The organism is Campylobacter sp. RM19072 (genome assembly GCF_024723485.1).
GTDB lineage: Bacteria > Campylobacterota > Campylobacteria > Campylobacterales > Campylobacteraceae > Campylobacter > Campylobacter porcelli.
This window is the reverse complement of the sequence record NZ_JANQCU010000009.1, coordinates 20819-46050: the sequence shown is the minus strand read 5'-3', so window position 1 is coordinate 46050 and position 25232 is coordinate 20819. Positions and strand designations below refer to the sequence as shown.

At 34.8% G+C, this 25232-nt stretch carries 29 protein-coding genes; 16 read left to right on the top strand and 13 right to left on the bottom strand.

Translation table 11 applies throughout. The features are described 5' to 3' along the window. Nucleotides 1–4 precede the first annotated feature (4 nt). The 16 genes from CSUIS19072_RS05690 to CSUIS19072_RS05615 all read left to right on the top strand — a co-directional run bounded on the left by CSUIS19072_RS05690 (nucleotide 5) and on the right by CSUIS19072_RS05615 (nucleotide 12747). A complete protein-coding gene (locus CSUIS19072_RS05690) occupies nucleotides 5–517 on the top strand; it encodes a F0F1 ATP synthase subunit B (protein WP_086237892.1) in 513 nt (170 codons plus the stop codon). Further along, on the top strand, nucleotides 517–1050 hold the full coding sequence (locus tag CSUIS19072_RS05685; RefSeq protein ID WP_086237893.1) for a F0F1 ATP synthase subunit delta: 534 nt from the start codon (nucleotides 517–519) through the stop codon (nucleotides 1048–1050). Before CSUIS19072_RS05690 ends, CSUIS19072_RS05685 begins: the two co-directional genes overlap by 1 nt. Before the next feature lie 14 nt (nucleotides 1051–1064). Then, the gene (atpA, locus tag CSUIS19072_RS05680) at nucleotides 1065–2582 is read left to right on the top strand and encodes a F0F1 ATP synthase subunit alpha (protein WP_086237894.1); all 1518 of its coding nucleotides are present in this window, start codon (nucleotides 1065–1067) and stop codon (nucleotides 2580–2582) included. A gap of 9 nt (nucleotides 2583–2591) precedes the next feature. Beyond that, nucleotides 2592–3479 carry an ATP synthase F1 subunit gamma gene (gene atpG / locus CSUIS19072_RS05675; protein WP_086237895.1) on the top strand — a complete coding sequence of 296 codons (888 nt, stop codon included), beginning with the start codon at nucleotides 2592–2594 and terminating at the stop codon, nucleotides 3477–3479. 17 nt (nucleotides 3480–3496) lie between these two features. Continuing rightward, the gene (atpD, locus tag CSUIS19072_RS05670) at nucleotides 3497–4894 is read left to right on the top strand and encodes a F0F1 ATP synthase subunit beta (RefSeq protein ID WP_086237896.1); all 1398 of its coding nucleotides are present in this window, start codon (nucleotides 3497–3499) and stop codon (nucleotides 4892–4894) included. Between the two features lie 16 nt (nucleotides 4895–4910). Continuing rightward, nucleotides 4911–5300 carry an ATP synthase F1 subunit epsilon gene (atpC, locus tag CSUIS19072_RS05665; RefSeq protein WP_086237897.1) on the top strand — a complete coding sequence of 130 codons (390 nt, stop codon included), beginning with the start codon at nucleotides 4911–4913 and terminating at the stop codon, nucleotides 5298–5300. Further along, nucleotides 5301–5870: a MotA/TolQ/ExbB proton channel family protein gene (locus tag CSUIS19072_RS05660; protein ID WP_086237898.1), complete on the top strand. Its 570-nt coding sequence runs from the start codon at nucleotides 5301–5303 to the stop codon at nucleotides 5868–5870. It abuts the gene before it with no gap. Next, complete coding sequence (locus CSUIS19072_RS05655; protein WP_086237899.1) at nucleotides 5871–6263, top strand: biopolymer transporter ExbD; 393 nt, start codon at nucleotides 5871–5873, stop codon at nucleotides 6261–6263. It abuts the gene before it with no gap. Further along, nucleotides 6263–7042, top strand: coding sequence for a TonB C-terminal domain-containing protein (locus tag CSUIS19072_RS05650; RefSeq protein ID WP_086237900.1), 780 nt, complete (start codon nucleotides 6263–6265; stop codon nucleotides 7040–7042). Before CSUIS19072_RS05655 ends, CSUIS19072_RS05650 begins: the two co-directional genes overlap by 1 nt. Next, a complete protein-coding gene (gene tolB / locus CSUIS19072_RS05645; protein ID WP_086293558.1) occupies nucleotides 7039–8295 on the top strand; it encodes a Tol-Pal system protein TolB in 1257 nt (418 codons plus the stop codon). The genes CSUIS19072_RS05650 and tolB overlap by 4 nt, the downstream gene beginning before the upstream one ends. A 75-nt stretch (nucleotides 8296–8370) precedes the next feature. Beyond that, nucleotides 8371–8856 carry an OmpA family protein gene (locus CSUIS19072_RS05640; protein ID WP_086242551.1) on the top strand — a complete coding sequence of 162 codons (486 nt, stop codon included), beginning with the start codon at nucleotides 8371–8373 and terminating at the stop codon, nucleotides 8854–8856. Nucleotides 8857–8870: 14 nt separating this feature from the next. Next, nucleotides 8871–9758 carry a tetratricopeptide repeat protein gene (locus CSUIS19072_RS05635; RefSeq protein ID WP_086237903.1) on the top strand — a complete coding sequence of 296 codons (888 nt, stop codon included), beginning with the start codon at nucleotides 8871–8873 and terminating at the stop codon, nucleotides 9756–9758. Nucleotides 9759–9773: 15 nt separating this feature from the next. After that, nucleotides 9774–10403, top strand: a complete 630-nt coding sequence (locus tag CSUIS19072_RS05630) for an FKBP-type peptidyl-prolyl cis-trans isomerase (RefSeq protein WP_086237904.1) — start codon at nucleotides 9774–9776, stop codon at nucleotides 10401–10403. A gap of 9 nt (nucleotides 10404–10412) precedes the next feature. After that, the gene (gene fabD / locus CSUIS19072_RS05625; protein WP_086242553.1) at nucleotides 10413–11324 is read left to right on the top strand and encodes an ACP S-malonyltransferase; all 912 of its coding nucleotides are present in this window, start codon (nucleotides 10413–10415) and stop codon (nucleotides 11322–11324) included. After that, the gene (locus CSUIS19072_RS05620) at nucleotides 11321–12007 is read left to right on the top strand and encodes a 5'-methylthioadenosine/adenosylhomocysteine nucleosidase (protein WP_086242554.1); all 687 of its coding nucleotides are present in this window, start codon (nucleotides 11321–11323) and stop codon (nucleotides 12005–12007) included. Before fabD ends, CSUIS19072_RS05620 begins: the two co-directional genes overlap by 4 nt. Further along, a complete protein-coding gene (locus tag CSUIS19072_RS05615; RefSeq protein WP_086237907.1) occupies nucleotides 12004–12747 on the top strand; it encodes a tRNA 2-thiocytidine biosynthesis TtcA family protein in 744 nt (247 codons plus the stop codon). The genes CSUIS19072_RS05620 and CSUIS19072_RS05615 overlap by 4 nt, the downstream gene beginning before the upstream one ends. Before the next feature lie 44 nt (nucleotides 12748–12791). Here CSUIS19072_RS05615 and CSUIS19072_RS05610 read toward each other — a convergent pair whose 3' ends face one another. From CSUIS19072_RS05610 to CSUIS19072_RS05550, 13 genes are all read right to left on the bottom strand, one after another. Further along, nucleotides 12792–13232: a hypothetical protein gene (locus tag CSUIS19072_RS05610; RefSeq protein WP_086237908.1), complete on the bottom strand. Its 441-nt coding sequence runs from the start codon at nucleotides 13230–13232 to the stop codon at nucleotides 12792–12794. A gap of 9 nt (nucleotides 13233–13241) precedes the next feature. After that, the gene (locus tag CSUIS19072_RS05605) at nucleotides 13242–13697 is read right to left on the bottom strand and encodes a nitrous oxide reductase accessory protein NosL (RefSeq protein ID WP_086237909.1); all 456 of its coding nucleotides are present in this window, start codon (nucleotides 13695–13697) and stop codon (nucleotides 13242–13244) included. Beyond that, nucleotides 13694–14521 (bottom strand): ABC transporter permease subunit, encoded by an 828-nt coding sequence (locus CSUIS19072_RS05600; RefSeq protein ID WP_086237910.1) that lies wholly within the window; start codon nucleotides 14519–14521, stop codon nucleotides 13694–13696. Before CSUIS19072_RS05600 ends, CSUIS19072_RS05605 begins: the two co-directional genes overlap by 4 nt. Further along, nucleotides 14514–15161 (bottom strand): ATP-binding cassette domain-containing protein, encoded by a 648-nt coding sequence (locus tag CSUIS19072_RS05595; protein WP_086237911.1) that lies wholly within the window; start codon nucleotides 15159–15161, stop codon nucleotides 14514–14516. Before CSUIS19072_RS05595 ends, CSUIS19072_RS05600 begins: the two co-directional genes overlap by 8 nt. 10 nt (nucleotides 15162–15171) lie before the next feature. Next, a complete protein-coding gene (locus tag CSUIS19072_RS05590; RefSeq protein ID WP_086237912.1) occupies nucleotides 15172–16068 on the bottom strand; it encodes a NapH/MauN family ferredoxin-type protein in 897 nt (298 codons plus the stop codon). Nucleotides 16069–16072: 4 nt separating this feature from the next. After that, nucleotides 16073–16516, bottom strand: a complete 444-nt coding sequence (locus CSUIS19072_RS05585) for a c-type cytochrome (protein WP_086237913.1) — start codon at nucleotides 16514–16516, stop codon at nucleotides 16073–16075. Further along, complete coding sequence (locus CSUIS19072_RS05580) at nucleotides 16513–17058, bottom strand: c-type cytochrome (RefSeq protein WP_236845305.1); 546 nt, start codon at nucleotides 17056–17058, stop codon at nucleotides 16513–16515. Before CSUIS19072_RS05580 ends, CSUIS19072_RS05585 begins: the two co-directional genes overlap by 4 nt. Next, nucleotides 17048–17725, bottom strand: coding sequence for a 4Fe-4S dicluster domain-containing protein (locus CSUIS19072_RS05575; RefSeq protein ID WP_086237914.1), 678 nt, complete (start codon nucleotides 17723–17725; stop codon nucleotides 17048–17050). The genes CSUIS19072_RS05580 and CSUIS19072_RS05575 overlap by 11 nt, the downstream gene beginning before the upstream one ends. Beyond that, nucleotides 17718–18932: a nitrous oxide reductase family maturation protein NosD gene (locus CSUIS19072_RS05570; RefSeq protein WP_086293560.1), complete on the bottom strand. Its 1215-nt coding sequence runs from the start codon at nucleotides 18930–18932 to the stop codon at nucleotides 17718–17720. Before CSUIS19072_RS05570 ends, CSUIS19072_RS05575 begins: the two co-directional genes overlap by 8 nt. Next, nucleotides 18929–19690, bottom strand: coding sequence for a cytochrome C (locus tag CSUIS19072_RS05565; protein ID WP_086237916.1), 762 nt, complete (start codon nucleotides 19688–19690; stop codon nucleotides 18929–18931). Before CSUIS19072_RS05565 ends, CSUIS19072_RS05570 begins: the two co-directional genes overlap by 4 nt. An 87-nt stretch (nucleotides 19691–19777) precedes the next feature. Further along, entirely contained in the window at nucleotides 19778–22372 is a 2595-nt protein-coding gene (nosZ, locus tag CSUIS19072_RS05560) for a Sec-dependent nitrous-oxide reductase (RefSeq protein ID WP_086237917.1), read from the bottom strand. 30 nt (nucleotides 22373–22402) lie between these two features. Then, nucleotides 22403–23263, bottom strand: coding sequence for a hypothetical protein (locus CSUIS19072_RS05555; RefSeq protein ID WP_086237918.1), 861 nt, complete (start codon nucleotides 23261–23263; stop codon nucleotides 22403–22405). Between the two features lie 183 nt (nucleotides 23264–23446). Next, a complete protein-coding gene (locus CSUIS19072_RS05550) occupies nucleotides 23447–25102 on the bottom strand; it encodes an SLC13 family permease (protein WP_086237919.1) in 1656 nt (551 codons plus the stop codon). Between the last annotated feature and the right edge of the window lie 130 nt (nucleotides 25103–25232).

The window sequence follows — 25232 nt, the reverse complement described above, 5'->3', positions numbered from 1 at the left end:
TTATATGAATATTAAATTTATTCTATTATTAATAGCTCCGATATTTGCCTTTGGTGCTAGTAGCGGAAGTGGAGAATATGATATTGTCCCTAGAGTAATTAACTTTGTTATATTCTTTTCTATTCTATATTACTTGATAGCTAAACCTATAAAAGCTGCGTATAATGCTAGGATTAACTCTATTGCAAATAGATTAAATGCTATTCAAGAGAAGCTAAAAGCATCAAATGCTAAAAGAGAAGAAGCCGCTAAAAGGGTAGAAAATGCTAAAGTTATGGCAAGCGAGCTTTCTGAAGCTATCAAAAAAGAGATAGAGATTATGCTTGCTAAGATAGAAAAAGATACTCAAAATGAGATCCATATTTTAGAAAAGAGTTATGAAGAGCAAAAAGAATTTGAAGAGAGAAAGCTTGTTAGAGCAGTAGTGAGCGAAGTTTTAGATGAGCTATTTGCAAGTGAAGCTATAAAAATTGATCAAAACGAGCTTGTTAATCTTATTATTAAGAAGGTGAGTTAATGAGAGAAGTAGTAGCTAAAAAATATGTAAAAGCATTGATTCTTACTTTAGATGCTAATGAATTTGATAAAGCAAGTGAGGAATTTAGAAAATTAGCATCTGCATTTTCTATATCTAAATTTAACTTTATAATAGACTCTCCTATGATTGATGCAAAGTCTAAATCTGATTTTCTACTATCTTTAATAGATGATAATTCAAATAGCAAATTGGGTAGATTTCTAATGCTTTTAAGTCAAAAACATAGATTGCATTTAATACCAGAAATTTCAAAAGAATTTGAGTATCAAAAGGCTATAAGAGATTCTAAATTTAAAGGCTTAATATCTGGAAATATAGATATAACTCCAGCACAAAAAAGTGAGTTAGAGAGTAAATTTTCTAATAAGTTTGATGTGAAGGTTGAATTTGAGACTATTAAAAATGATTTTAATGGTATTAAAATTGAGCTTGATGATTTAGGTGTTGAAGTTAGTTTTTCAATTGATAGATTAAGGGCTCAAATGAGCGAATATATATTAAAAGCAATTTAATAAGGAGTAAAAGCGTGAGTGTTAAGTTAAAAGCTGATGAGATTAGCAGTATCATCAAAGAACGCATAGAAAACTTTGATCTTAGCGTTAATATTGAAGAGACTGGCAAAGTTATATCAGTCGCAGATGGCGTGGCAAATGTTTATGGTCTTAAGAATGTCATGGCTGGCGAGATGGTTGAATTTGAAAATGGTCAAAAAGGTATGGCATTAAACCTAGAAGAGAGCAGTGTAGGGGTTGTTGTCTTAGGTAGTTGTAATGATATTAAAGAAGGAAGTAGCGTAAAGAGACTTGCTAGACTTCTTAGAGTGCCAGTTGGTGATGCGTTAATTGGTCGTGTTGTAAATGCTCTTGGCGAACCAATAGATGGCAAAGGTGCTATCGATGCTACAGAAAGTAGATTTATCGAAGAAAAAGCCAAAGGAATTATGGCTAGAAAATCTGTCCATGAGCCGCTACAAACAGGTATTAAAGCTATTGATGGTCTTGTGCCAATTGGTAGAGGTCAAAGGGAGCTTATTATTGGAGACCGCCAAACTGGTAAAACTACAGTCGCTACTGATACAATCATTAATCAAAAAGGTCAAGATGTTATATGTATTTATGTAGCTATCGGTCAAAAGCAATCAACCGTAGCACAAGTTGTCAAAAAGCTTGAAGAGTATGGTGCTATGGATTATACAATTGTTGTAAATGCAAGTGCAAGCGATGCAGCAGCCTTACAATATCTAGCTCCATATGCAGGTGTAACAATGGGAGAGTATTTCCGTGATAACTCTCGCCACGCTCTTATCATCTATGATGATTTAAGCAAACACGCTGTGGCTTATCGTGAGATGTCGCTTATCCTTCGCCGCCCACCAGGTCGTGAGGCTTATCCAGGAGATGTATTTTATCTACACTCAAGACTACTTGAAAGAGCAAGTAAGCTAAGTGATAAGCTAGGAGCAGGAAGCTTAACAGCTTTACCTATTATCGAAACTCAAGCAGGCGATGTTTCGGCTTATATTCCAACAAATGTTATCTCCATTACAGATGGTCAAATTTTCCTTGAGAGCGATCTATTTAACTCAGGTATCCGCCCAGCTATCAATGTTGGTCTATCTGTATCCCGTGTTGGCGGTGCAGCACAGATAAAAGCTATCAAAAAAGTCTCTGGAACGCTAAGACTTGATCTAGCTCAATATAGGGAACTTCAAGCATTTGCTCAATTTGCAAGTGATCTTGATGAGAGCAGTAGAAAGCAACTTGAAAGAGGTCAAAGAATGGTTGAAGTGTTAAAACAACCACCATATAGCCCACTTCCAGTTGAAAATCAAGTTGTTATTATATTTGCAGGTAGTAATGGATATTTAGATGATATTCCAGTATCGGCAGTTACTAAATTTGAAGCTGAGCTCTATCCGTATATTGAGGCTAAATACCCAGATATTTTTGAGCAAATTCGTAACAAAAAAGCACTTGATAAAGATATTGAAGAAGCACTAGATAAAGCATTAAATGAATTTAAAGCAATATTTAGCGCTGAATAAGGCTAAAATATGTCAAATTTAAAGGATATTAAAAGAAAGATTAAGAGCGTTCAAAATACGCAAAAGACTACAAAGGCGATGAAGCTAGTCTCTACTGCTAAACTCAAAAAAGCAGAAGAGGCAGCTCGCCATTCGCGTGTTTATGCTCTAAAGATCAATGAGGTCTTAAGCGAGATTGCTTACGAAATTAATAAATTTAAGATCGTTGGTGAAGGAAATAAATTTTTTGACACAGAGGCCAAGCTAGAGAAAGTTGATATAATTTTTGTTACTGCTGATAAGGGTCTTTGTGGTGGTTTTAATATCGCAACTATCAAAACAATAAGAAATATGATAGATGAGTATAAGGCTAAAAAAATCAAAGTTCGCTTAAGGGCTGTGGGTAAAAAAGGTATTGAATTTTTCAATTTTCAAGGTATTGAAATTTTAGAAAGTTATCGCGGTGTTAGCTCAGCACCTACATATGAAAAAGCTCAAGAGGTGATAAGAGCAGCTATTAATGATTTTACATCTGGTGTAACTGATAAGGTTGTATTAGTTCATAATGGTTATAAAAATATGATCTCTCAAGAGATTAGGGTTAATACCATAGTGCCAGTTGAACCTCCAAAAATTCAAGATGATAATCAAAATGACTCATTGATGGATTTTGAGCCAGAGCATGATGATAGAATACTTGATGAGCTTATGAGAAAATATTTTGAGTATAGTATGTATTATGCTCTTATAGACTCTTTGGCTGCTGAACATAGTGCTAGAATGCAAGCTATGGATAATGCCACAAATAACGCAAAAGAGAGAGTAAGAGAGTTAAATCTTGCTTATAATAAGGCAAGACAAGAAAGCATTACAACAGAGCTTATAGAGATTATAAGTGGCGTTGAGAGTATGAAGTAAATTTATAAGGAGTGATGATGAAAGGTGTAATTAGCCAAGTTATGGGTCCTGTAGTTGATGTTGATTTCACAGACTACTTGCCTAAAATTAACGAAGCTATTGAAGTAAATTTTACTGTTGAAGGCAATAGACATAGATTAGTATTAGAGACTGCTGCACATCTTGGCGATAATAGAGTAAGAACAATTGCTATGGATATGAGCGAAGGTCTTACTCGCGGTTTAGAAGCTACAGCTCTTGGTACGCCTATTAGTGTTCCAGTTGGCGAAAAGGTTTTGGGTAGAATTTTTAATGTTGTAGGCGACTTAATAGATGAGGGTGCTGAAGAAAATTTTGATAAAAAATGGTCTATTCATAGAGATCCACCACCATTTGAAGAGCAAAGCACAAAGAGTGAAATTTTTGAAACTGGTATTAAAGTAGTTGATCTTTTAGCCCCATATGCAAAAGGTGGTAAAGTAGGGCTATTTGGTGGTGCTGGTGTTGGCAAAACGGTTATTATAATGGAGCTTATCCATAATGTAGCGTTTAAACATAGCGGTTACTCTGTATTTGCCGGTGTTGGCGAAAGAACAAGAGAGGGTAATGACCTTTATAATGAGATGAAAGAATCTGGTGTTTTAGATAAAGTTGCCTTATGCTATGGACAGATGAATGAGCCACCAGGGGCAAGAAATCGTATAGCACTTACTGGTCTTACAATGGCTGAGTATTTCCGTGATGAGATGGGGCTAGATGTTCTTATGTTTATTGATAATATCTTTAGATTTTCTCAATCAGGCTCAGAGATGTCAGCACTTCTTGGCCGTATTCCTAGTGCTGTTGGTTATCAGCCTACGCTAGCTAGTGAGATGGGAAAACTTCAAGAGAGAATTACATCGACTAAAAAAGGCTCAATCACATCTGTTCAAGCTGTATATGTGCCAGCTGATGACCTTACTGACCCAGCACCGGCTACTGTTTTTGCTCACCTTGATGCCACAACAGTTCTTAATCGTGCCATTGCTGAAAAAGGTATCTATCCAGCGGTTGATCCACTAGATTCAACTTCAAGAATGCTAGATCCGCAAATTCTAGGTGAAGAGCATTATAGAATAGCTCGTGGTGTTCAAGCTGTGCTTCAAAAATACAAAGATTTACAAGATATTATTGCGATTCTTGGTATGGATGAGCTTAGCGAAGAAGATAAACTTACAGTTGATAGAGCTAGAAAGATAGAAAAATACCTATCTCAACCATTCTTCGTAGCTGAAGTTTTCACAGGTAGCCCTGGTAAATATGTAAGCCTTGAAGAGACAATTGCAGGGTTTAAAGGTATTTTAGAGGGTAAATATGACCACCTACCAGAAAATGCGTTCTATATGGTAGGAAATATTGATGAGGCGATCGCTAAAGCTGAAAAAATGAAAGCGTAAGCCAAAAGGAAGCTATATGAATACAATACATTTAGAAATAGTCACCCCAGAAGGGCTAATATTTTCTAATGATGCTAAAATGGTAGTCCTTCCTGGTAGCGATGGTGAATTTGGTGTTTTGCCAGGTCATGCTTCTTTAGTTTCACTACTTCAAATTGGAGTAGTGGATATTGAGAATTTAGATGGAAGTCATGATGCCGTTGCTATTGATTGGGGTTATGCTAAGATTGATAAGAATAAAATTACTATTTTGGTTGATGGTGCTGTGTATGTAAGCGGTAATAGTGAGAGCGATATTGCCAAATCTATAGAAAATGCTAAAAATCTTGTTAGAAAAATGCATGATAGTAATGGAATTTTAGCTACTGCATTGGCTAAGATAGAGAACTCTGCAAGGGTTAGATAAGTGGAATCTATAGAGCTTTTTATAAGTTATCTATCTAAAAGTAGTTTAGTGACAATCATTGTCCTTTCATGGTTGTCGCTATATTTTATTATTAGTTTTACAATTTTATTCTCACGATATAGTGGCCTTAATAACTGGATTAAGAGAGAAAAACAAGCTTTAGAAGCTATCTTGCTTGGCAAAAGGCTTGAGACTACTGACTCATCTTTAAACAAGTGTTCGCAAGACAATTTAAGTAAAGAGCGTTTAGAGGTTTTTATCTCATTAGCTCAAACCAATTCTACTAGCGGCTTAACAACTCTATCTATAATAGCATCTACCTCGCCATTTATTGGTTTGTTTGGAACGGTTATTAGCATACTAGAGACATTTGCAGCACTTGGTCAAGGTGGAGGCTCGGCCTCTTTATCTGTGATTGCACCAGCAATTTCTGAAGCTCTTGTCGCTACTGGTTGTGGAATTTTTGTAGCGATTCCTGCTTATAGTTTTAATCTCTTAATAAAGCGTAAAGCTTATGAGCTAATAAGCCTTATTCAAAGAGAATCAAATTTATTGCTTAGTAGTAAATAGATGATAAATTTTGATGAAAATCCAGAGCTAAATATAACACCTTTGGTTGATATTATGCTGGTTTTGTTAGCTATTTTGATGGTTACAACTCCAGCTATTATCTATGAAGAGCAAATTACTTTACCAGATGGCTCAAAGTCTAAAGCACTATCTCAAGAGATTAAGAGCTTAACAGTTAGAATAGATCACCAAAGACAGGTATATATAGATCAGTCTAAAATGTCTTTAAATGAGTTAGGCGATAATCTAATCTTAATATCTAAAAAATATGATAAAAATTCTCCAGTATATATCAAGGCTGATAAGAGACTAATTTATGATGATGTGATGTTTGTTTTAAAGAGTATGAAAAATGCAGGTTTTTCTAAGGTTGCTTTAGAGACAAATGGCTGATGAGTAGTAAATTTGGTATCTCATATAATACTACAACTGCTTTTTGGCTTTCAGTAGTTTTATATCTTTTTATTATATTTTTTATATTTTTCAAGCTTAGTAGATATGAAGAGAGTATAAAATATACAAATGATTTAGATGCTTTTATGGATGTTTATGTAGTTGATACAAATTTAGCTCAAAATATAGTATCGCCAGAGCAAAAAGATAAAAAAATAGATGAGAAAAAAGTAGAAGATGAGATGCAATCTCCTACACAAACAGCACAAAAAACAACAAATAAAGATCTCCCACCCCCAGAGCCAGATAAGCCAAATTTAAATTTCAGCGATCTTTTTAGCCAAGCTGCACCTATAGAAATTACACCAAATACAACCCAAGCTATCCAAAGTAATGCTAAAAGCGATTTAGAAACAAATTTAAAAACCGCAGCTGATATTATCGCTTCTTTACAAAAAGATATAAATACTAAAGCTCCAAAATCATCTATGACAGGGGTGTATAATAAATATATGGGAGATATAGTTGAGATTATCCAAAGCAGATGGATTGCATATAAAGCCGATACAAATAATCAAGCAAAAGTAAAAGTCATTATAGATGAATTTGGAAAATTAAGCTATAGTATCGATGAGTATTCACTAAATAGTGCTTTTAATAGTAAGGTGCGAGAGTATTTAGAACGCCTAAAGGATTTGGAATTTCCAATCCCGCCTAGTAAAAACAGCATAGTGATAAATGTAAATTTAATTGATCAAATAGAAACGGAGTTAGAGTGAAAAAGCTATTTTTGTTGTTAATTATCTGCTTGGGATTATCCGCTGCAGATGCTACCATAGATGTAGTAAATAAGGGGCTTGTGCTACCTAAGATTATAGTCCAAGATGCTACAACTGATTTTGCTAATAGAGCAATGCAAGATAAATTTTTTAAGCTTGTTGTTGGTGATTTAAAGGTTGGATCGGCATTTGAGGTATCTGATAGGTATTATACTAGCAAATTTGATGATAGTGCGATAATAAGTGCTGATGAGAGAGCTGATCTTATATATAGATATGCTTTGACGCAGCTAGGAGATAGGGTAAATTTAAAGCTTAAAGTCCTTAATGCAAAGACAAATAAGGAACATTTTAGCAGTGAATATACCCAAAGTGCTGATAAATTTGTATTTTTAGCACATAAGAGTATGGTTGATATGGCTAGAAATTTAAATTTACCACCTATAGATTGGATGGATAAATCCATAATATTCTCTCAATACACAGCCCCTGGAAAGAGTAATATTGTGGTTGCTGATTACACGCTTACATATCAAAAAGTCGTAGTAAGCGGCGGATTAAATATATTTCCTAAATGGGCTAATAAAGACCAAAGTGCATTCTACTACACTTCATATATCAAATCAGTCCCAACCTTATATAAATTTGATCTAAAAAGCAACAACAAGAGCAAAATTCTTCAAAGTGGCGGAATGATAGTAGCAAGCGATGTTAGCCAAGATGGCACTAAACTCCTTCTAACCATGGCTCCAAATGACCAAAGTGACATATATCTATATGATATTATAAGCAAAAATTTAAAAAGAATTACCACATTTAGCGGAATTGATGTCAATGGTAATTTTGTAGATAATGATACAAAAGTGGTATTTGTAAGTGATAGATTGGGGTATCCTAACATATTTGCTACTAGTATAGATGGTGGGGCGGTTGAACAGATGGTATTTCATGGCAAGAATAACAACTCAATTAGCACTTTTGAAAACTATGTAGTCTATTCTAGTCGAGAAAGTATTAATGAGTATGCTCAAAAAACATTTAATCTCTATTTAATCTCTACTAAAAGTGACTATGTAAGACAGCTTACTGCTGGCGGAGTAAATACATATCCTAGATTTTCTAGCGATGGGGGGAGTATTATTTTTATCAAAAGCCTAGGGGTTAGTAGTGCAGTTGGGATTATAAGAGTTAATGAAAATCGTAGTTTTCAGTTTCCATTAAGAATTGGAAAGCTTCAATCAATTGATTGGTAAAAACCATTATTTTATATCTTAAATTCCAAATAATTATGATATAATATAGCCCAAATTTTCAATAAAAGGAATAAAATGAAAAAGTTAATTTTAGTTTCGACTGTTGCTGCGGCTCTATTTATGGCTGGTTGTAGCTCAAAATCTCCAGAGGTAGATATGAGTGCAGATGCAAATAAGGCTGGCCAACAAGGCGCTATGAGCGATGCTGAGAGATTAAACTCGCTACAAGCTCAAGTTCAAAATGTATATTTTGATTTCGATAAATTTAATATCCGCCCAGATATGCAAAGTAGAATTAATCAAAACGCTTCTATATTTAATCAAGCTGGTAATTTTAAAATCATGATAGAAGGCAACTGCGATGAATGGGGTAGCGATGAGTATAACTATGCTCTAGGTGTAAAAAGAGCAAAAGCTGGAAAAGATGCTCTAATAGCTCAAGGTATAGCAGCTGATAGAATCGAAATCACAAGTAATGGCGAGAGCAAACCTGTATGTACTGACAAAACAAAAGATTGCGATGCTCAAAATCGTCGTGATGAATTTAGATTGCTTCCATAATTTAAAATCAATATATGAAAAAAATATTTTATTTTGCAGCCATTGTGGCTGCAACTTCTATGTTTGCTGAAGTTTCAGTATTTGATGCAGGTAATATAAATAAAGAGAATCCATATGGTCTTACTGAGAATGAAAAGGTCTTGCTAAATAATAAAAAAAAAGTAGATAGACTAGACCAAAATATCGGCTCTATGCAATCTGATGTATCATTAGTCCAAGAGAATATTGAGGGCGTTAAGAGTCTTTTAGATGGTATAAATAAGAGAATTTTGGCTATAGAGACTAGGGTAAATGAGTTAGAAAATAATCTAAATTTACAAAAGACTACAAGCACTAAAGATATTGCAAATTTAAAATCACAGATTAAGGCAAATCAAGCCCAACAAGATAAAGATATTAAAAAGATCACAACAGCACTTAGTGAGCTAACTTCTCTTATTAGTAGTAAGAGCGTTGAAACCACAGATGCTAAATCTACAAATTCAGAGTCTAATGATAAAAAGAGTGATACTAAAGAAAAGAGATCAGATAGTCTTAAACTAGATGATATGCCTGGGGCTGAAGTGCTTGCTATGGCAGATAAAGCCTATAAATCTAAAGAGTATTTAAAGGCTAGTGAGTGCTTTGAGCATTTGATTAAAAAGAACTATAAACCAGCTTATTCAAATTTTATGCTTGGGGAGATTTCATATTTTAATAAAGATTACAAATCTGCCATACCATATTATGAAAAGAGTGTTGCGATAAGCCAAAAGGGCAATTATATGCCAAAGCTTTTATATCATACGGCTATTAGTTTTGATAAGATAGGGGATACCAAAAGTGCTAATAAATTTTATAAAGCACTAAAACAAGCATACCCAGATAGCCAAGAAGCTAAGACGGCACCTGATAGAAAATAAATTTAGGAGAGAGTTATGTCAAAAGTTATAAAGATGTTTTACGAGCTTAAAGATGCTAGTAGTGGCGAGATTTTAGAGTCAAATATCGGCGGTCAAGAGATCGCTTTTGTAAGTGGTAAAAACCAAGTTTTAGAAGCTTTAGAAAGCGGAGTTATAAATTTAAGCGTAGGCCAGAAGGCTACTATCAAAATCCTAGCTAGTGAGGGTGTGGGCGAGTATGATGAAAACGCTCTTCAAACCTTGCCTAAAGAGCAGTTTGCTGGTATTGATTTAAAAGTCGGTATGGAGCTTTTTGGCGAGGGTGAAGATGGCAGCACTGTTAGAGTAAGCGTCAAAGCCATTGGCGAAAATGATGTTACTGTGGATTTTAACCACCCATATGCTGGTAGGGATTTGGAATTTAATGTTCAAATTACAGAAAATAGGGACGCTGATGCTGATGAGGAGCTAACAGGCGTTGTAGCTATGCCTCATGTGTGTGGTTGCGGTGGTCATGATCATGGACATGGACATCACCATAGCCATGGTGGTTGCGGTAGTCATGGTGGTGGCTGTGGTAGCCATCATCACGATGATAGCGATGAGTGTTGTAATGGTGCTCACCACGATGAAAATGGTGGCGGCTGCTGCGGCAAACACCACTAAGAGTTTGATATGAGAGTTGGGTTTATTTTTCCAGGTCAAGGCTCACAAAGCGTTGGTATGGGGCAAGAGATATATGGCGAGTTTAAGGCTGCTAAAGAGCTATTAGATAGTGCTAGCGAGTATTGTGATATTGATTTTAAATCCTTGTTATTTGAAGCAAATGATAAGCTAGGTCAGTCTGAATTTACTCAACCAGCTATCGTGCTAAATTCGCTAATGTGCTTTGAAGCACTTAAACATAGCTTGGATTTACAAGCACAAATTAGCTTTGGTCACTCTTTGGGTGAGTTTAGCGCTCTTAGCGTAAGTGGTGCTATTAAGCCACTTGAAGTTATTAAATTGGTAAATTTGCGTGGTAAATTTATGACGCAAGATTGTTTAGGCATTGGTGCTGGAATGATGGTCGTGCTAGGTCTTAGCAATGAAAAAGTAGAAGAGATTTGTAAAAATAGCAATAGACAAATTTGGCCAGCAAACTATAATTGCGATGGTCAAATCGTGGTAGCTGGTATTAGAAGTGATCTTGAGTTGAGTGCGGGTGAGTTTAAATCTGCTGGGGCTAAGAGAGCTATGCTACTTGATATGAGCGTAGCAAGCCATTGCCCACTTCTTCAAAATGCTAGCATTAAGCTTGCTAATGAGCTAGAGGGTCTATTGAGTGATGAGTTTTCGCCGGTGGTTTCAAATGTAACTGCTAAGATCTACTCTACTAAAAAAGAGGCTTTAGAGCTATTAAAGCTACAATTAGTTAGTCCAGTGCTATATCAAAATAGCGTTGAAAATTATGCTAATAGCGTTGATTGTTTTATTGAATTTGGTGCGAGTGTGCTAAAGGGAATGAATAAAAAAATCTGTGATAAACCAACATATAGTATTACAAATTTAAGCTCACTTAAGGAAACTTTAGAGGCTTTAAGATGAAGATTGCTATACTTGGGGCGATGAGCGAGGAGATCGAGCTTTTGCTAGGAGCAGTTGGCGAATATGATAAGATTGATTATGCTAAAAATCTATTTTATAAAGTTAATTATTTTGGTCATGATCTCGTGATAGCCTACTCTAAAATTGGCAAAGTAAATGCGGCCTTAACTGCTGCTATTTTGATAGAGAAATTTGGCTGTGAGAAGCTGATATTTACCGGTGTGGCTGGGGCTTTAAATGAGAATTTAAAAATAGGGGATATGCTCTATACCACTAGCACCGCTCAGCATGATTTGGATATAACGGCTTTTGGTCATCCGCATGGGTATGTGCCTGGGATTAATATCTTTGAAAATAGCGATGATATGCTAAATGATGTCGCTAAAAAGGTAGCTGACTCTTTGGGTGTGAATTTGCTTAGTGGGGTGGTGGCTACTGGGGACCAATTTATCTGTAATGATGATAAAAAAGAGTGGATAAAATCAACCTTTCAAGCTGACGCAGTAGAGATGGAAGGAGCTAGCGTAGCTCAGGTTTGTGCTGCTCTTGGAGTTGGATTTTGCATGCTTAGAGCTATTAGCGATGAAGCTGGTGGCAAAGCGGAGATTGACTTTGATAAATTTCTAATAGAAGCTGCTGATAAATCTGCTAAATTTGTCTTAGAAATGGTAAAAAATATATGATAGAATTAAGCAAAAAGCTAATTAGACAAGTCGGTCAAACTAATGCTAAGTATAAAATGTTTGAAAAGGGCGATAGAATTTTGCTAGGTTTAAGCGGCGGTAAAGATAGTTTAAGCTTAGCTCACATTCTTAAGCATTTTCAAAATGTTACACCAGATAAATTTGAATTCCAAGCAGTAACCCTTAGCTATGGAATGGGTGAGAATTACGACTATCTTACTAGGCATTGCGAGGATCATGGGATTAAGCATAGTGTGATTGATAGCTCTATATTTGAAATTAGCAAGGATAAAATTCGTAAAAACTCAAGCTTTTGTAGCTTTTTTAGTCGTATGAGGCGTGGGTATCTATATACTTATGCTTTGGCTAATGGGTTTAATAAGCTTGCTATTGGTCATCATTTAGATGATGCGGTTGAGAGCTTTTTTATGAATTTTACATATAATGGAGCATTAAGAACCTTAGCGCCAAAATACACGGCTAAAAATGGCTTAGTGGTTATAAGACCGCTTATTAATGTGCGTGAGCGTCAATTGCGTGATAATGCTATTAGAAATGAGCTTAAAGTAATTGGCGATGAGGCTTGTCCGGCTATGAGATTTGATGTCAAAATGCCACACGCTAGAGCTGAGACTAAAGAGCTTTTAGCATCCCTTGAAAAGCAAAATCCAAAGCTATTTGTGAGTTTGCAAGCGGCTTTTGAAAATATACATTTGGATACATTTTTTAAGGTTGATTAATTTAGTCAAATAGCCAAATGGCTATTTGGTCTATTAGGTTAAAATCAGATTTTAAGATTAAAATCTATATAAATTCCAAGTTGCTTATCCCCATCATATAACTCCAATCTATAATTCATAACTTCAACTACGCATGAGCTTAGCACCACTGAGCCTATGTAGAGACTACCTCTATTTTCTAAATTTGCCTTTATCGTTCCCATATCCATATTTAGCCCATAAATTCGAGCATTTAAATTTTTATAATTATGCTTTAATCCATCTACTTTTAGCGTAAGTGGCACCATAGCCTCAAGTGGTCTTGGATAAAATGAGAAGCTAATTTGATCTCCATTATGCTCTATGGAGCAGTTTTGAGTGTTTAAATCACAAGTTATATTTGATTGGTCTGATATTTTTTGTGTATTATCACTTGGAAGATTCATTAAAAAAGCAAGTAAGCCACCAGCGATAATTGCAATTAAAATATATAAAATTTTTTTCATTTTTAGACCTTAATTTAAGTAATCAATCAATTTTTTATTAATTTTGCTAAATTCAAAAATCCTACTAGCTGAAGTTTTATCAGCAAATTCCTTAGCATCATCATAACTTCTAAATGGTATAAGGTCATCACCGCTAAAGCTTACTATACGACTACCAAATACATAAAACGCATCAGTTGCCTCTATTAGCTCCTTGGTTTTGTAATCAGTAACATATAGCTTTTTAAGGGGGACTACCTCCTTTGGCTTACTAGTATAAATATAGTAAAACATCTGTTTAGCCGAGCTAAAAAGCACTTTTTTGCCATTTTTGTATTCAACTGCTGCTATCCAATCAGGATATTTAAAGACATCTATAAATTTAATAGGGCAGGTTGAATTTACATCTTTAAAAAATTGGCTATTTTTTAGATTTTGGCTAAAGCCAACGCACACACAAAGAGCTAAAAATATTAGCCTTCTCATACTAAATCTCTCCTAGAAAATGATATATACCCAGCTACTAGGCATATTATACCAAGTAAAGTTGGATACACCGCTGAATATATCAAAAAATTAACCCTACCAAAACCATCTAAAATAAAATAAGCAGCAGGCCCAATCACGGCTAAATTTGGATCAAATAAGCTAATGGCCGCTATCCTAAATATCTGTATGGGGTTAGCTAGTGATATGGCGTAGATGATGTTTTCATTTACTAAGCTTTGCATCATTATGCCTATTAATGCTAGGTCTAAAAATGCCAATAAAAATAGCCAAAATAAGAATGAAAATCCAAGCCCAAGCTCACTATTTTTAATAATACTTGAGATTAAAAATCCAAATGATAAAAATACAAAAGATAATACTAAAAGCAGTAAAGTATAGTAAAAAAATAGCCCCCAAGGTATGGCAGTATCCTTAAATATCGCTATAAAAAGTGATAATATAAGAGCTAAGAGTATGGGTAAAAATATAGTAAAAGCCCTACCCAAAGCCTTGCCAAAATAGTATTCTTTAAGCGAAATTGGAAAGCTAAGCAGATACTCTAATGCTCCAACTTCTCTATTGGAATTTATACTTCGCACGGTTGTGATGAGAATGAATATTGGTAAAATTATTATACAAATTTGTATAAATAGCAATAGCATTCTAGTAAGACCGCTAAATCCAGCAACTCTACTATCTACAACACCTGTAACAAAAAATATCGCAATAAGCCCAGCAAACGTAATTAAATAAAATAAAAACCATTTTGAAGCGAAGGTCTCTTTTATATCAATTTTTGCTATTAAGATTAAATTACTCATTATTTGCCTTATTATCTTTAATTATATTGCCTAAATCCATCTCTACAATGCGATTTACTATACCCTTAACCTCGCTTACTCTGTGAGAGATGAAAATTAGCGTGTGGGATTGAAATTTGGAATTTAAAATATCCATAAATTTTTCTCTAGCCTTAGGGTCGAGATTAGCAGTTGGCTCATCAAACATTATAGTTTTTGACTCTCTTGCTAGTGCTAGAGCTATTAATACCTTTTGTTTCATACCGCCTGATAGCTTATAAAATGGCTTTTTATACTCTTTTTTATACTCTAAATCTAGCTCTTTTAAATATGATATTATATCATTTAAGTTAGCTTTTGTTGAGCTAACGCAGTAGTGGCACAAATCGCTTACGCTAAGTCTAAGTGGTGGCGGGGTTTGTGGGACGAAGCTTAGATATTTTAGGGCGTTTTTTCTATCTTTGATTGGGTCAATGCCATCTATGGATATAGAGCCATTATCACAGATTATTTCGCCTAAAATTACCTTCATCAAGGTAGATTTACCAGCTCCATTTTGCCCCATTATTAGGAGTTTTTGGCTATCTTGGATATTTAAATTTATATTATTTAATATGATTTGAGAGCCAAATTTTTTAGTAATATTTTCTATTTTTATCAATATTAAATCCTTATAAAAGTTTTTTTAGCATATTATCATAGCTTAAAGCATCTTGATGGCATACATCAATGCACCTACCGCACATGGTGCAATCTCCACTTACTATGCTAAATTTATCATTTGGCTTATCTATATTTTTAGCTTTTGTGATCTCTAGAACTTTTGGAGTGATACAGACATCCATGCATACAGCACAGTGATCGCATCTATTTTTATCCCAGCTGACTTTTATAGCTCTAAATCTAGATAGCAATGAGTATAGAGTTCCAATAGGGCAGATATATCTACACCAAAATCTCCTACTAAAGAATACTTCGGCCAAAAATACTAAAATCACCCACCATATAGCAGCACTATAGCCATAGATTATAAATCTTGATACTATACCTACAACATTGAAAATTTCAAATATCAAATACCCACTAACAAGGCTTAAAATAGCAAAAAATAGCAAAAATATATATCTGATTTTTGTATCAAATTCTCTTTTTTTAATTATCTTTTTGCTAATTAATTTAGCATTTAATCTCTCAGCAAATTCGCTAAAAAAGTTATACGGGCAGACCCAAGAGCAAAAGGCACGCCCAGCAAAAAATATATAAAATGCCAAAATTGTAAAAGCACCAATGAGTAAATTTATCGGCAGTTCGCCCCTACTAAGCGTGATTTGAGCGGTGATAAATGGATCAGCTAGATGAAATCCTACCATTCTAGACCCAGTAATATCGCCTTCAATTATCTGAATATCTGCTATAAATGATAGCACAAATAAAAGATGGATTAGCACCATAGAGCAATATCTATAAAATCTTATACTAGGACGCTTTTTACCACTTTTTGTAATGGTTATAAAGGTAGAGAAAAAACCAGCATTAGCGATGGTTTGACGGCTTTTATATTTATCCATAATGCTATTTAAATTTAGATATTTCTTCAGCTAAAATTGTTAAATTTTCATCGCTGACATTATCTAAAAGTCCTTTCATCAAGCTATTTGGTATATTTCCAGATTTATACTCATTTAATCTAGCTAAAATTTCAGCCTTGCTCTTTCCGATTATTGATGGGGCGATAATTCCAGAGCCATCTTTAGCGTGGCATGGAGCACAGCTTTGTAAGTATATTTTGCTTACGCCATCACTGCTGATTGATACGCTTTGTTTGAGCTCTTTAATCTTATTTAACTCATCGTTTGTTTGAAATTCACTTTTTGAGCTAAAAATATTTTGCGTTTGCTTTGAGGTGGTTGCTACCATCTCTTGTGTTTGTAAATTATCAGAGCTAAAAGCCATAAAAAGCATTAAAATTACAATTAAACAGCTTAATAATAGGGCTAAAATTTTGCCTAAATTCATTTTTGACTCCTAAATTGTTTATTAAATTCACTAATCTCATTAGCAATATCCTTTATCTCTTTATCGCTCATGGCTTTTACAAGGTCGCTCATTAGGATATTTGTCTTGGTTTTGGTGCGATAAGCAATTATCATATTATATATTTGCTCGTTTGATTTATCTAGCAAAGATGGCCCGATAATTCCATTAGCATAATCATCATGACAAGCTGAGCATTTGGTGATAAAATTCTTACTCAATTGCCCTTTTAATAGAGCTTTATTAATGCTTTGCAGCGGGGCTCTAGTAAGAGCAATGGCACCAATTGATTTGGTAGTTTGGTTTGATTCACCAACTCCAAATTTGATATTTTTAGCCCCATCTATATCATAGACTACCCAATTATCAGCTCTGTTTTGAGCAGTTTTATCTCCTTTTTTGATTGTGATTGAGGTTGTACTTTGCTCTTGTGGTTGATTTTTAGGATTTTGCTCGTTTTGACACCCTAAAAATATCATAGCACTAAGTAGTAGTATAATTGATTTTTGCATTTTAATCTCCATATATATCCTTATAGCTTTTATTTGGTAAAATTTCTATTACATTAGCAAAGCAGACTTCTTGGCAAACGCCACATCCAACGCAATTTGGCTCTATTTTTATAGCTGGTTTATCGCTGATTTTTACAAGGCTTATAGCACCTTGAACTGGGCATGAGCTGATGCATAGATGGCAGGTTTTAGAGATATTATCTTCTATAATTTTTTTAGCTTCATTCTCTCTTTGATTGTAGGTTTTACGCTCTAGCAAGGTGCTAACATCGCTTTTGCTTACGCTTTTATCTAGGGTTGCGTAGCATTTTTGCATATCTTTGATGATGGCAACTCCCATTTTGACATCTTTGATTGAATTTATATTGTGATCTAATGCCCCGCTAGGACAGGCTAGAACGCAAGGGAAGAGATCGCATAGATAGCACCCTCTTTTGCTTGGGTCTATGTAGGCTGTGGCTAGATTTATCCCATCATCAAAGCCAAGTAAATTTATACTATGATATGGGCAAACTTGGACGCATTGACCGCATTTGATACATAAAGACTCGAAATTTTTAGCACTTCCTGGCGGTCTAAGATGGAGCTTTGGCTCATAAAATTTATTTATCACTATCCCACCACCAATGGCACCCCCAAGCGTAATAAGGCTAAAAATGCTAAATTCTCTCCTATTCATGATATGGCTCCATTTTTGGGTTTGGGTCTGTTATTAAGAGTTGTGGCTCAGAAAATGGGGCGAGTTTAGAGATGAAATTTAATATACTCATAATTGCACTTCCATAAAATAGTCTTAAATTTGGATAGTATTGCCATAGTGAGTCAAGATAGGTAAAATTCTTATACTCTATATCGCCAATTCCATCTTTATCTCTATCAAATCCAGCATAGTCATCAAAATAATTTTGGCTCCAATCATTTATATCTATTTTTGACCCAGGGGTATCATTAATGGCTACTTCCATATTTCCTATGAAATTATTGTGATTAAATATGCTTTTGTGTAAGGTAGCGTGAAATTGAACTCCAATTGTGTTATATAATATCTTATTATTTTCATATATATTTGTGGTGCCTGGCTGAAATGGGGATTGGTCAAGGTATAATCCCCTAGCGTTGTAGGCTAGAGTGTTATTTTCAATGATAAAATCACTTGTATCTTTCATACCAATACCTACCCCAAAAGCTCCAGTAGAGCTTAGAATTTGATTTCTCCTAGCAGTTGTCCCAGAAGAGAACATAAAAAATATACCAACGGAGTTGTATTTAAAAATATTATCTTCGACCAAATTTTTACCAGCATACATAAAGTGAAGTGAGTATCTACCATATTCTCCATAGTTTTTGCGAATTTGGTTATTACTAGAGTACCATACTACCATATCTCGGCTCTTGTGTAGATGGTTGTTTTCTACTATATTATCATGGCTATACCATAGGCGAATTCCATCTCCCCTAAGACCTAAATCAACAGGCTTTGAAGTGATAAAATTATTAACTATCTTAGAGTCATTACATTGCTTGAAATTTACCCCAAAAAGTGAGTTTTGAATAGTGTTATTGATGATTTCAACTCTACTTGCTCCATCGCAGTTTATGGCTGAATCAATGGTATTATGAGAGTTTCCGCTATTTTCGATGGTTAAATTTAAAAGCCTTACGCCAGAGCTATTTATCTTTATCACATCGCCTGTGCCATTGCCTTTTATAATGGCACTTCTATCTTTGCCATCAATGGTTATTGGCTTATTTATAGTGATATTGCCACTGTAAATTCCACTACCAAGCTCTATTATATCACCGCTATTTGCGCTATCTATAGCATTTTGAAGCTCATTGGCAAAAATATAGCTAGATATTAGGGCAATTAAGCAGAGTTTTCTCACGCATTTTCCTTAAGGTGTTTATTTTTAGAAAATATCGCCAAAATAGATAAAATACTCATAGCAATCATCACCCAAAAGCCTATGGCTGGATATGAATGGGTGGTAAATTGAGCCACTTTACCATCGCCTAGAGCTGTTGGCATAAATGGCTTTATTTTAAATGCACCCCACTCTTGCATATTGTGTCCATACCAGTATAGCCACCCTACAAATGCACTCATAAATAAAATAGGCGCTATAATCGTAGGGATTAATAAAAGTGAATTTCCCTTGCCGTTATAATAAAGATATAAAAGCATAAAGATTGTAGCAATAAGCAAATAGTATGGTGCGATGGCTCTTTCTACATTGCCGCCATACTCCATAGGATACATTCCGATATAGTGATTTATGGTATTCATCTCATGGACATCACCACTATAGCCATCTACATGAAAATATACTGGAATTCCATCTGGAAAGGCCTCTTTAGGGTAGTTTGGAGCCTCAAGTGAGACATACCAAACAGGCAGACTTGGCACTCCGATTTCAGCCCTTGTCTCAATCATTTTAGCTAGATTATCTCTAACTTCTGGTGCCATTAGATGATTTTTGTATTGAATTTTTGTATAAAGATTGTATATTGGATATACATAGCTTGGGATTTGTGCGTTATTTTTAATCTTATTAGCTACCCCATGATATGCAATAACAGGAATAGTAAATCCTATAGTCATTAAAATCAAAGCCAGTAAAGTGTAGAGTTGGTATTTTTTCATCTTTATCCTTTAATTAAATTTAATATCAGTCCATTTGGGCGGATATTAAATTTAATCAGCGAGGCGGAAATCTCCGCCCCATTTATTTTAATACAACCCAGCGTTCTCATCAATCCATTTTAGATACTCTATAATATCTTTGATCTCTTGATCGCTCATATGTTGATTTGGCATTCTTAGATTAAAGAAGTTAATCATAGCTTTTACATAATCCTCTTCATATTTACTAGCTGGATCTTTAATGAATTCAAATACCCATTTTTCGGCATTTTCATGTCTTAGTAAAACTCCAGTTAGATCTGGACCTGAGCTTACTTGACCGATTACATGGCAGCCATTACATCCGCCTTTTAGATACGCCTCTTCCCCGCGAGCTTGCACGGCAGTCATAGGCGTAGCTAGTGCTTTTGTCAGATTATTTTTAGCTCTTAAGCCAACATCGGCAGTTTTAACCATATATTGCCATACTTGATACTCCCAAAGGATAGCACCATTTATATCGCCTTTTTTGTAGGCTTCATCGGCTTTTGCTTTAACTTCAGGGATTTTGCCATATTGATCTAGGGCATCTTCGACAAGTTGTTTGACTTTTGGATACTTCTCAAAGTGTTTCTCTTTTAGAAATTTAACAACACTTTGGATAACATCATCTGTAGCCTTGTTTGTAGCAATAACCTTATTATACTCAGCTTGTAGCTGGGCTGGGCTAAGCTCTTTTAATTTAGCTTGTTTGATGGCTTCATACTTTTTCTTTGGATCTTTGACATATAGATACCCCATCATCTCAAGGTGTAAAGCAGAGCAAAACTCAGTACAATAATAAGGGAATACACCCTCCATATCAGCTATGAAATTTACACTAGCAGTCTTGCCAGGCTCAATTGAGGCATGGACATTGTATAGATCTATAGCAAAGCCGTGAGTCTCATCTTGGGCTCTTTCAAGGTTGGTTAGATAGATAGTTACATTATCATCTTTATTTACCTCTATATGCTCTGGATTTATGTGGCTTCTTACTAAAGTTGCATATACGGTTACATTTTTGCCATTTCTCTCAACCCTCTCTTGACCAGCTAGAGTCATACCCACTGATTGCTGGCCTGTTCTTGAGTTGGTTCCCATTTTGTATGTCATGGCTGGTTTTAACTTACTAGCACTGATTGAGACAACATCGTGAGGCTCACCTAAAGGTATAGGCATATCATAGATAAGCTCCATTTTTGCCCCAGTTATATCTATAAGCTGATGATTTTGTGGATGAAGTGGGCCAACAGGATTAAATCTATCAATTGAGAGTTTATCAAGTGCTAGGGCATATTTGCCAATAGGTTTAGCTGATTTACCCTCCATAGTATCAAGGTGGCCTATATTATAATGGACATTTACTCTATCTAGGGTTTTTAAATTTTTGTAATCCCATTTTACGATTTGACTATCTACATATAGCGAGGTATAAACCACTCCATCTTTAGCATCAAAAGCGTTGTGAAGTGGCCCAAGACCTAACTCTACTTGTCCGTGAAGGGATTTTTGCATATCTAGGATTGGAATTCCAAATGGATCTTTACTTGCAAATTCCTTTTTATCTATTAATGCTTTTATCTTTTTAAAGTCATAGACACTAGCGTGGGTATCTAGCTTACCACCTACTAGGATATATCTACCATCTGGGCTAACGTCTACGCCGTGTGGGGATTTTGGCTCAGGGATCAAAAATAGAGCGTTATTAGCCACAGCTACGCTAATAGGGATAACTTTGTGGTTATTGATTATCTTGTAGTTTTTAGGATCTTTTGCTAATTTTTCTAAAATTTGCCAGTTATACATATGCAAATAATCAGTATCATTTCTACTCATACCAGCTTCAAATGGTGGAAGACCCTTTTCTATCCCACCAGTATACATCTCTGAGTTAAAGCTATTTGTAAATGCCCAACCCATAGACTCGCCTTTACCAGCATCACTTAGATCTTGCATATATGGAGGGAGTTCTAGTGAGAATGAGGCTTTCTCATCTATTTTGCCTTTTGGATAATCAAATTTCCAAAATGTAATTGCCCCTCTATAGACAGATTCATACTCTTCAATTGGGTGGTAGTTATTATCTAGCGGAGCTGCGTATTGACTAGCTTCGATGATATACTCGGTATTTGGGGTTACAAAGCTACCGCCGTGTTCGCTTTTCATAATTGGATTTACCACAATTTGAGTAGTTTCAAAGTCGCTAAGGTTGATTACAGCCGTTCTTGGATTGGCTTTATCATTGATAAATAGATAATCCCCCACATATTCGCCATTTTTTTCGGTGAAATTTGGGTGGTGAGTATCGCCCCAGCTTATCTCCTTACCCCTTATAGCACCGCTTTTTAATATCGCCTTACTCTCACTATCATAGCCATAGCCTTGCCACGGCTCGGGAGTAAATACACCTATGTATTTGTAAATTCTCATCGATGGAACGCCATAGACGATTACTTGACCGCTTTGACCGCCAGAACTAAAGACGATATACTCATCTTTACGACCGCTTGGTTGATAGGTTTTAGCCGCAGCTAAGACATCTTTTTCGCTTAAGTTACGCTCTTTCATGATAGTTTCAAGCTCGCTAGCACCAAAAAGGCTAGATAGGCTTAAGCATAAGCCAGCACTAAAGAGTAGTGGCTTTTTGATAAAACTATACATAAAACTCTCCTTTTATAAAATTTGTATCAATTACTCAATACCAAAATTACAAGAAAAAATAGCAGAATTCCATAAAATTATTTGGCTATTTTTATCAATAAACATATCCAAAATTGCATCATTGCCAACTTTTATGCTATTTTTTAAATTTAGATTTAAATCATAAATATATAGATTTGAACTCCAATCGCTAATATAAATAGTATTTTTGTATATTTTTATTTTGCTTATTTGGTTGTTTGAAATTTGATAAATTTGATTTTTGTATATTATTTTGCCATCGATTAATCCAATTATTATCTCATCATCTATGCTGCTAATGGCAGTTGGGATATTTGGCATTTGTGAAATTTTATTTAATTTAAAGTTATCTAGATTTAATTCATAAAGATTTCTATTAAAGGTGGTTATGTAGAGTATATTATTGATTATATGTGTATTTGTGATTTTGGAATTTAGATTTAAATTTGATTTTTTATATATGCTATTTATCGTATCGTATATTACTATATATTTGGTGCTAAGAGTAAATATTATCTTATCTTTTATGATATTTATAGAAGTTATGCCATCTATGATTTTTGTCTTTACTGGATCTAATAAAATTTGCTTATCGCCTTTTGGGTTGATTTGTATAGCATATCCGCTATCTAATCCAGCTATGAGATTTGAATTATGAAATTTAATTATATTGATTTTATCTGATTTTGCCTCTATAGTGGATGTGATTTTATAATTTTTATCCATTAGATATAGGTTTTTACCATCGCTATATGAGATTTTATCTTGGCTAAAATCTGCAATATTTATATTTATATTTGAATTTAGCATTGGTTGGCACTTAGCAAAAACCATCAAAACAAATGAAAAAATACAAAGCAAAAACTTCATATCTAAATCTCTTTATATATTATTTCTTATAATTGATATTATTTATATAATGTTTAATTATACCATATTATCTTTTTATTTAATATTAAAATTAAAATAATTTTATTAAATTTCTAAATTTATTAATTTTTAAAATAGTAAGTTGCGAATGGATTAGCTAGGCGAAATTGCCTAGCTAAGGTTTTATAAGCTTATTTTAAATACTGCAGTTGTAAGGAATATGACTGTTAGCGTGATTAAGAATATACCAATGATATTTAGCCATAAACCAGCTTTAATCATATTATTGATTTTTACATATCCAGAGCCATAAGCAATAGCATTTGGCGGAGTGGCAACTGGTAGCATAAACGCACAAGTTGCCGCAAGAGCTACAGGAATTGTAAATATCATTATATTTTGACCCTCATATCCTAAGCCAATTGCCACCCCAGCTATAACTGGTAAGAATGCGGCTGCGGTAGCTGTATTTGATGTGATCTCTGTTAGGAATATTACTAGAGCAGTTACAATCAATATAATAAGTATAATTGGCATAAATCCAAGTGCTGATACTTGGTGTCCTATCCATAGTGATAAGCCAGTTTTGCTAAATTGAGCTGAAAGTGCAAGACCGCCACCAAATAAGATTAGAATATCCCATGGGAGTTTTTTAGCCGTATCCCAATCAATTAGTCTTTCGCCATTTGAATTTGCTGGAATTATAAATAACAACACAGCAACGCTCATCGCAATAACTGAATCTAAGCTAGCGACCTTGATTCCATAGTGTTTAAAGATAAATCCAAGGAATATCCAACAAAGTGCCGCTAAAACAAACACGCCACCCACTAGCCACTCAGCTCTACTCATTGAACCTAGCTTTTTATACTCATTATGAATAACCTCTTTGCCACCTGGAATTTCACTAATTTCAGGCTTAAATAGCACATAAACTAAAAGTGCCCAACAAGCAATTAGCATAACAATCGATAGCGGAACGCCCATTAACATCCACTCACCAAATCCAATCTCAATACCAAATTCATTTTTCATATGAGCTACTAAAAGTGCATTTGGCGGGGTCCCAATGATAGTCCCAAGAGAGCCTACAGAAGCAGCATATGCGATACCAAGCATTAGAGCGATGCCGAAATTTGAGGTGTAGGCTTTGGTTTTATCTTTGATTTCGCTTACTACATCTTTGCCTTTATGGATAACGGCACTTGCAAATCCGCCTTGAGTGCCTTGACGGCTGATTTCATCCATATGATTTGTATCGACTTGCTTTAGCTCATTATCTTTGCCAGTTAATTTGCTAACTAGATGAAGCACAGATAGGCCAACTGGTAGCATCATAACCGCAGTTGCGGTATTGCTAACCCACATAGACATAAAGCCAGTAGCTATCATAAATCCAGCTACAAGCCTTCTAGGACTAGTGCCTACAAGAAGGACAATCCCAAGGGCTATGCGAGTGTGGAGATTCCATTTTTGCATAGCAAGGGCTAGAACGAAGCCACCCATAAATAGATATATAGTATCACTAGCGTATGGAGTAGCGGCATTTTTAAATGTATCCACGCCAAGAATAGGGAATAAAACCATAGGAAGTAAAGCCGTAGCTGGTAGGGCTATTGCTTCAGTCATCCACCATATACCCATAAGAACCGCAACAGCAGCTACTATGGGAAGAGCATTAACATTTAGAGTTTTACCATTTGCAGCTGCGGTGGCTATCTCACCAGCATTGCTTGGCATAATGTAATAAACAAGCATAGCTGCCAAAATACCGCCAAAAAGACCGATGATTTGAACAGCATTTGTCTGTTTATCAACAGGAATATTTGGATTTGCCATTTATTAACCTTTATTGTAGAATTATTTAAGATTACATTATATCAGTAATTTTTTGAATTTGACAAAATTTATTTTAAATTTGGTAAAATTTTTTATAAATATGTGTAAATATGTGTAAATATGTAACATA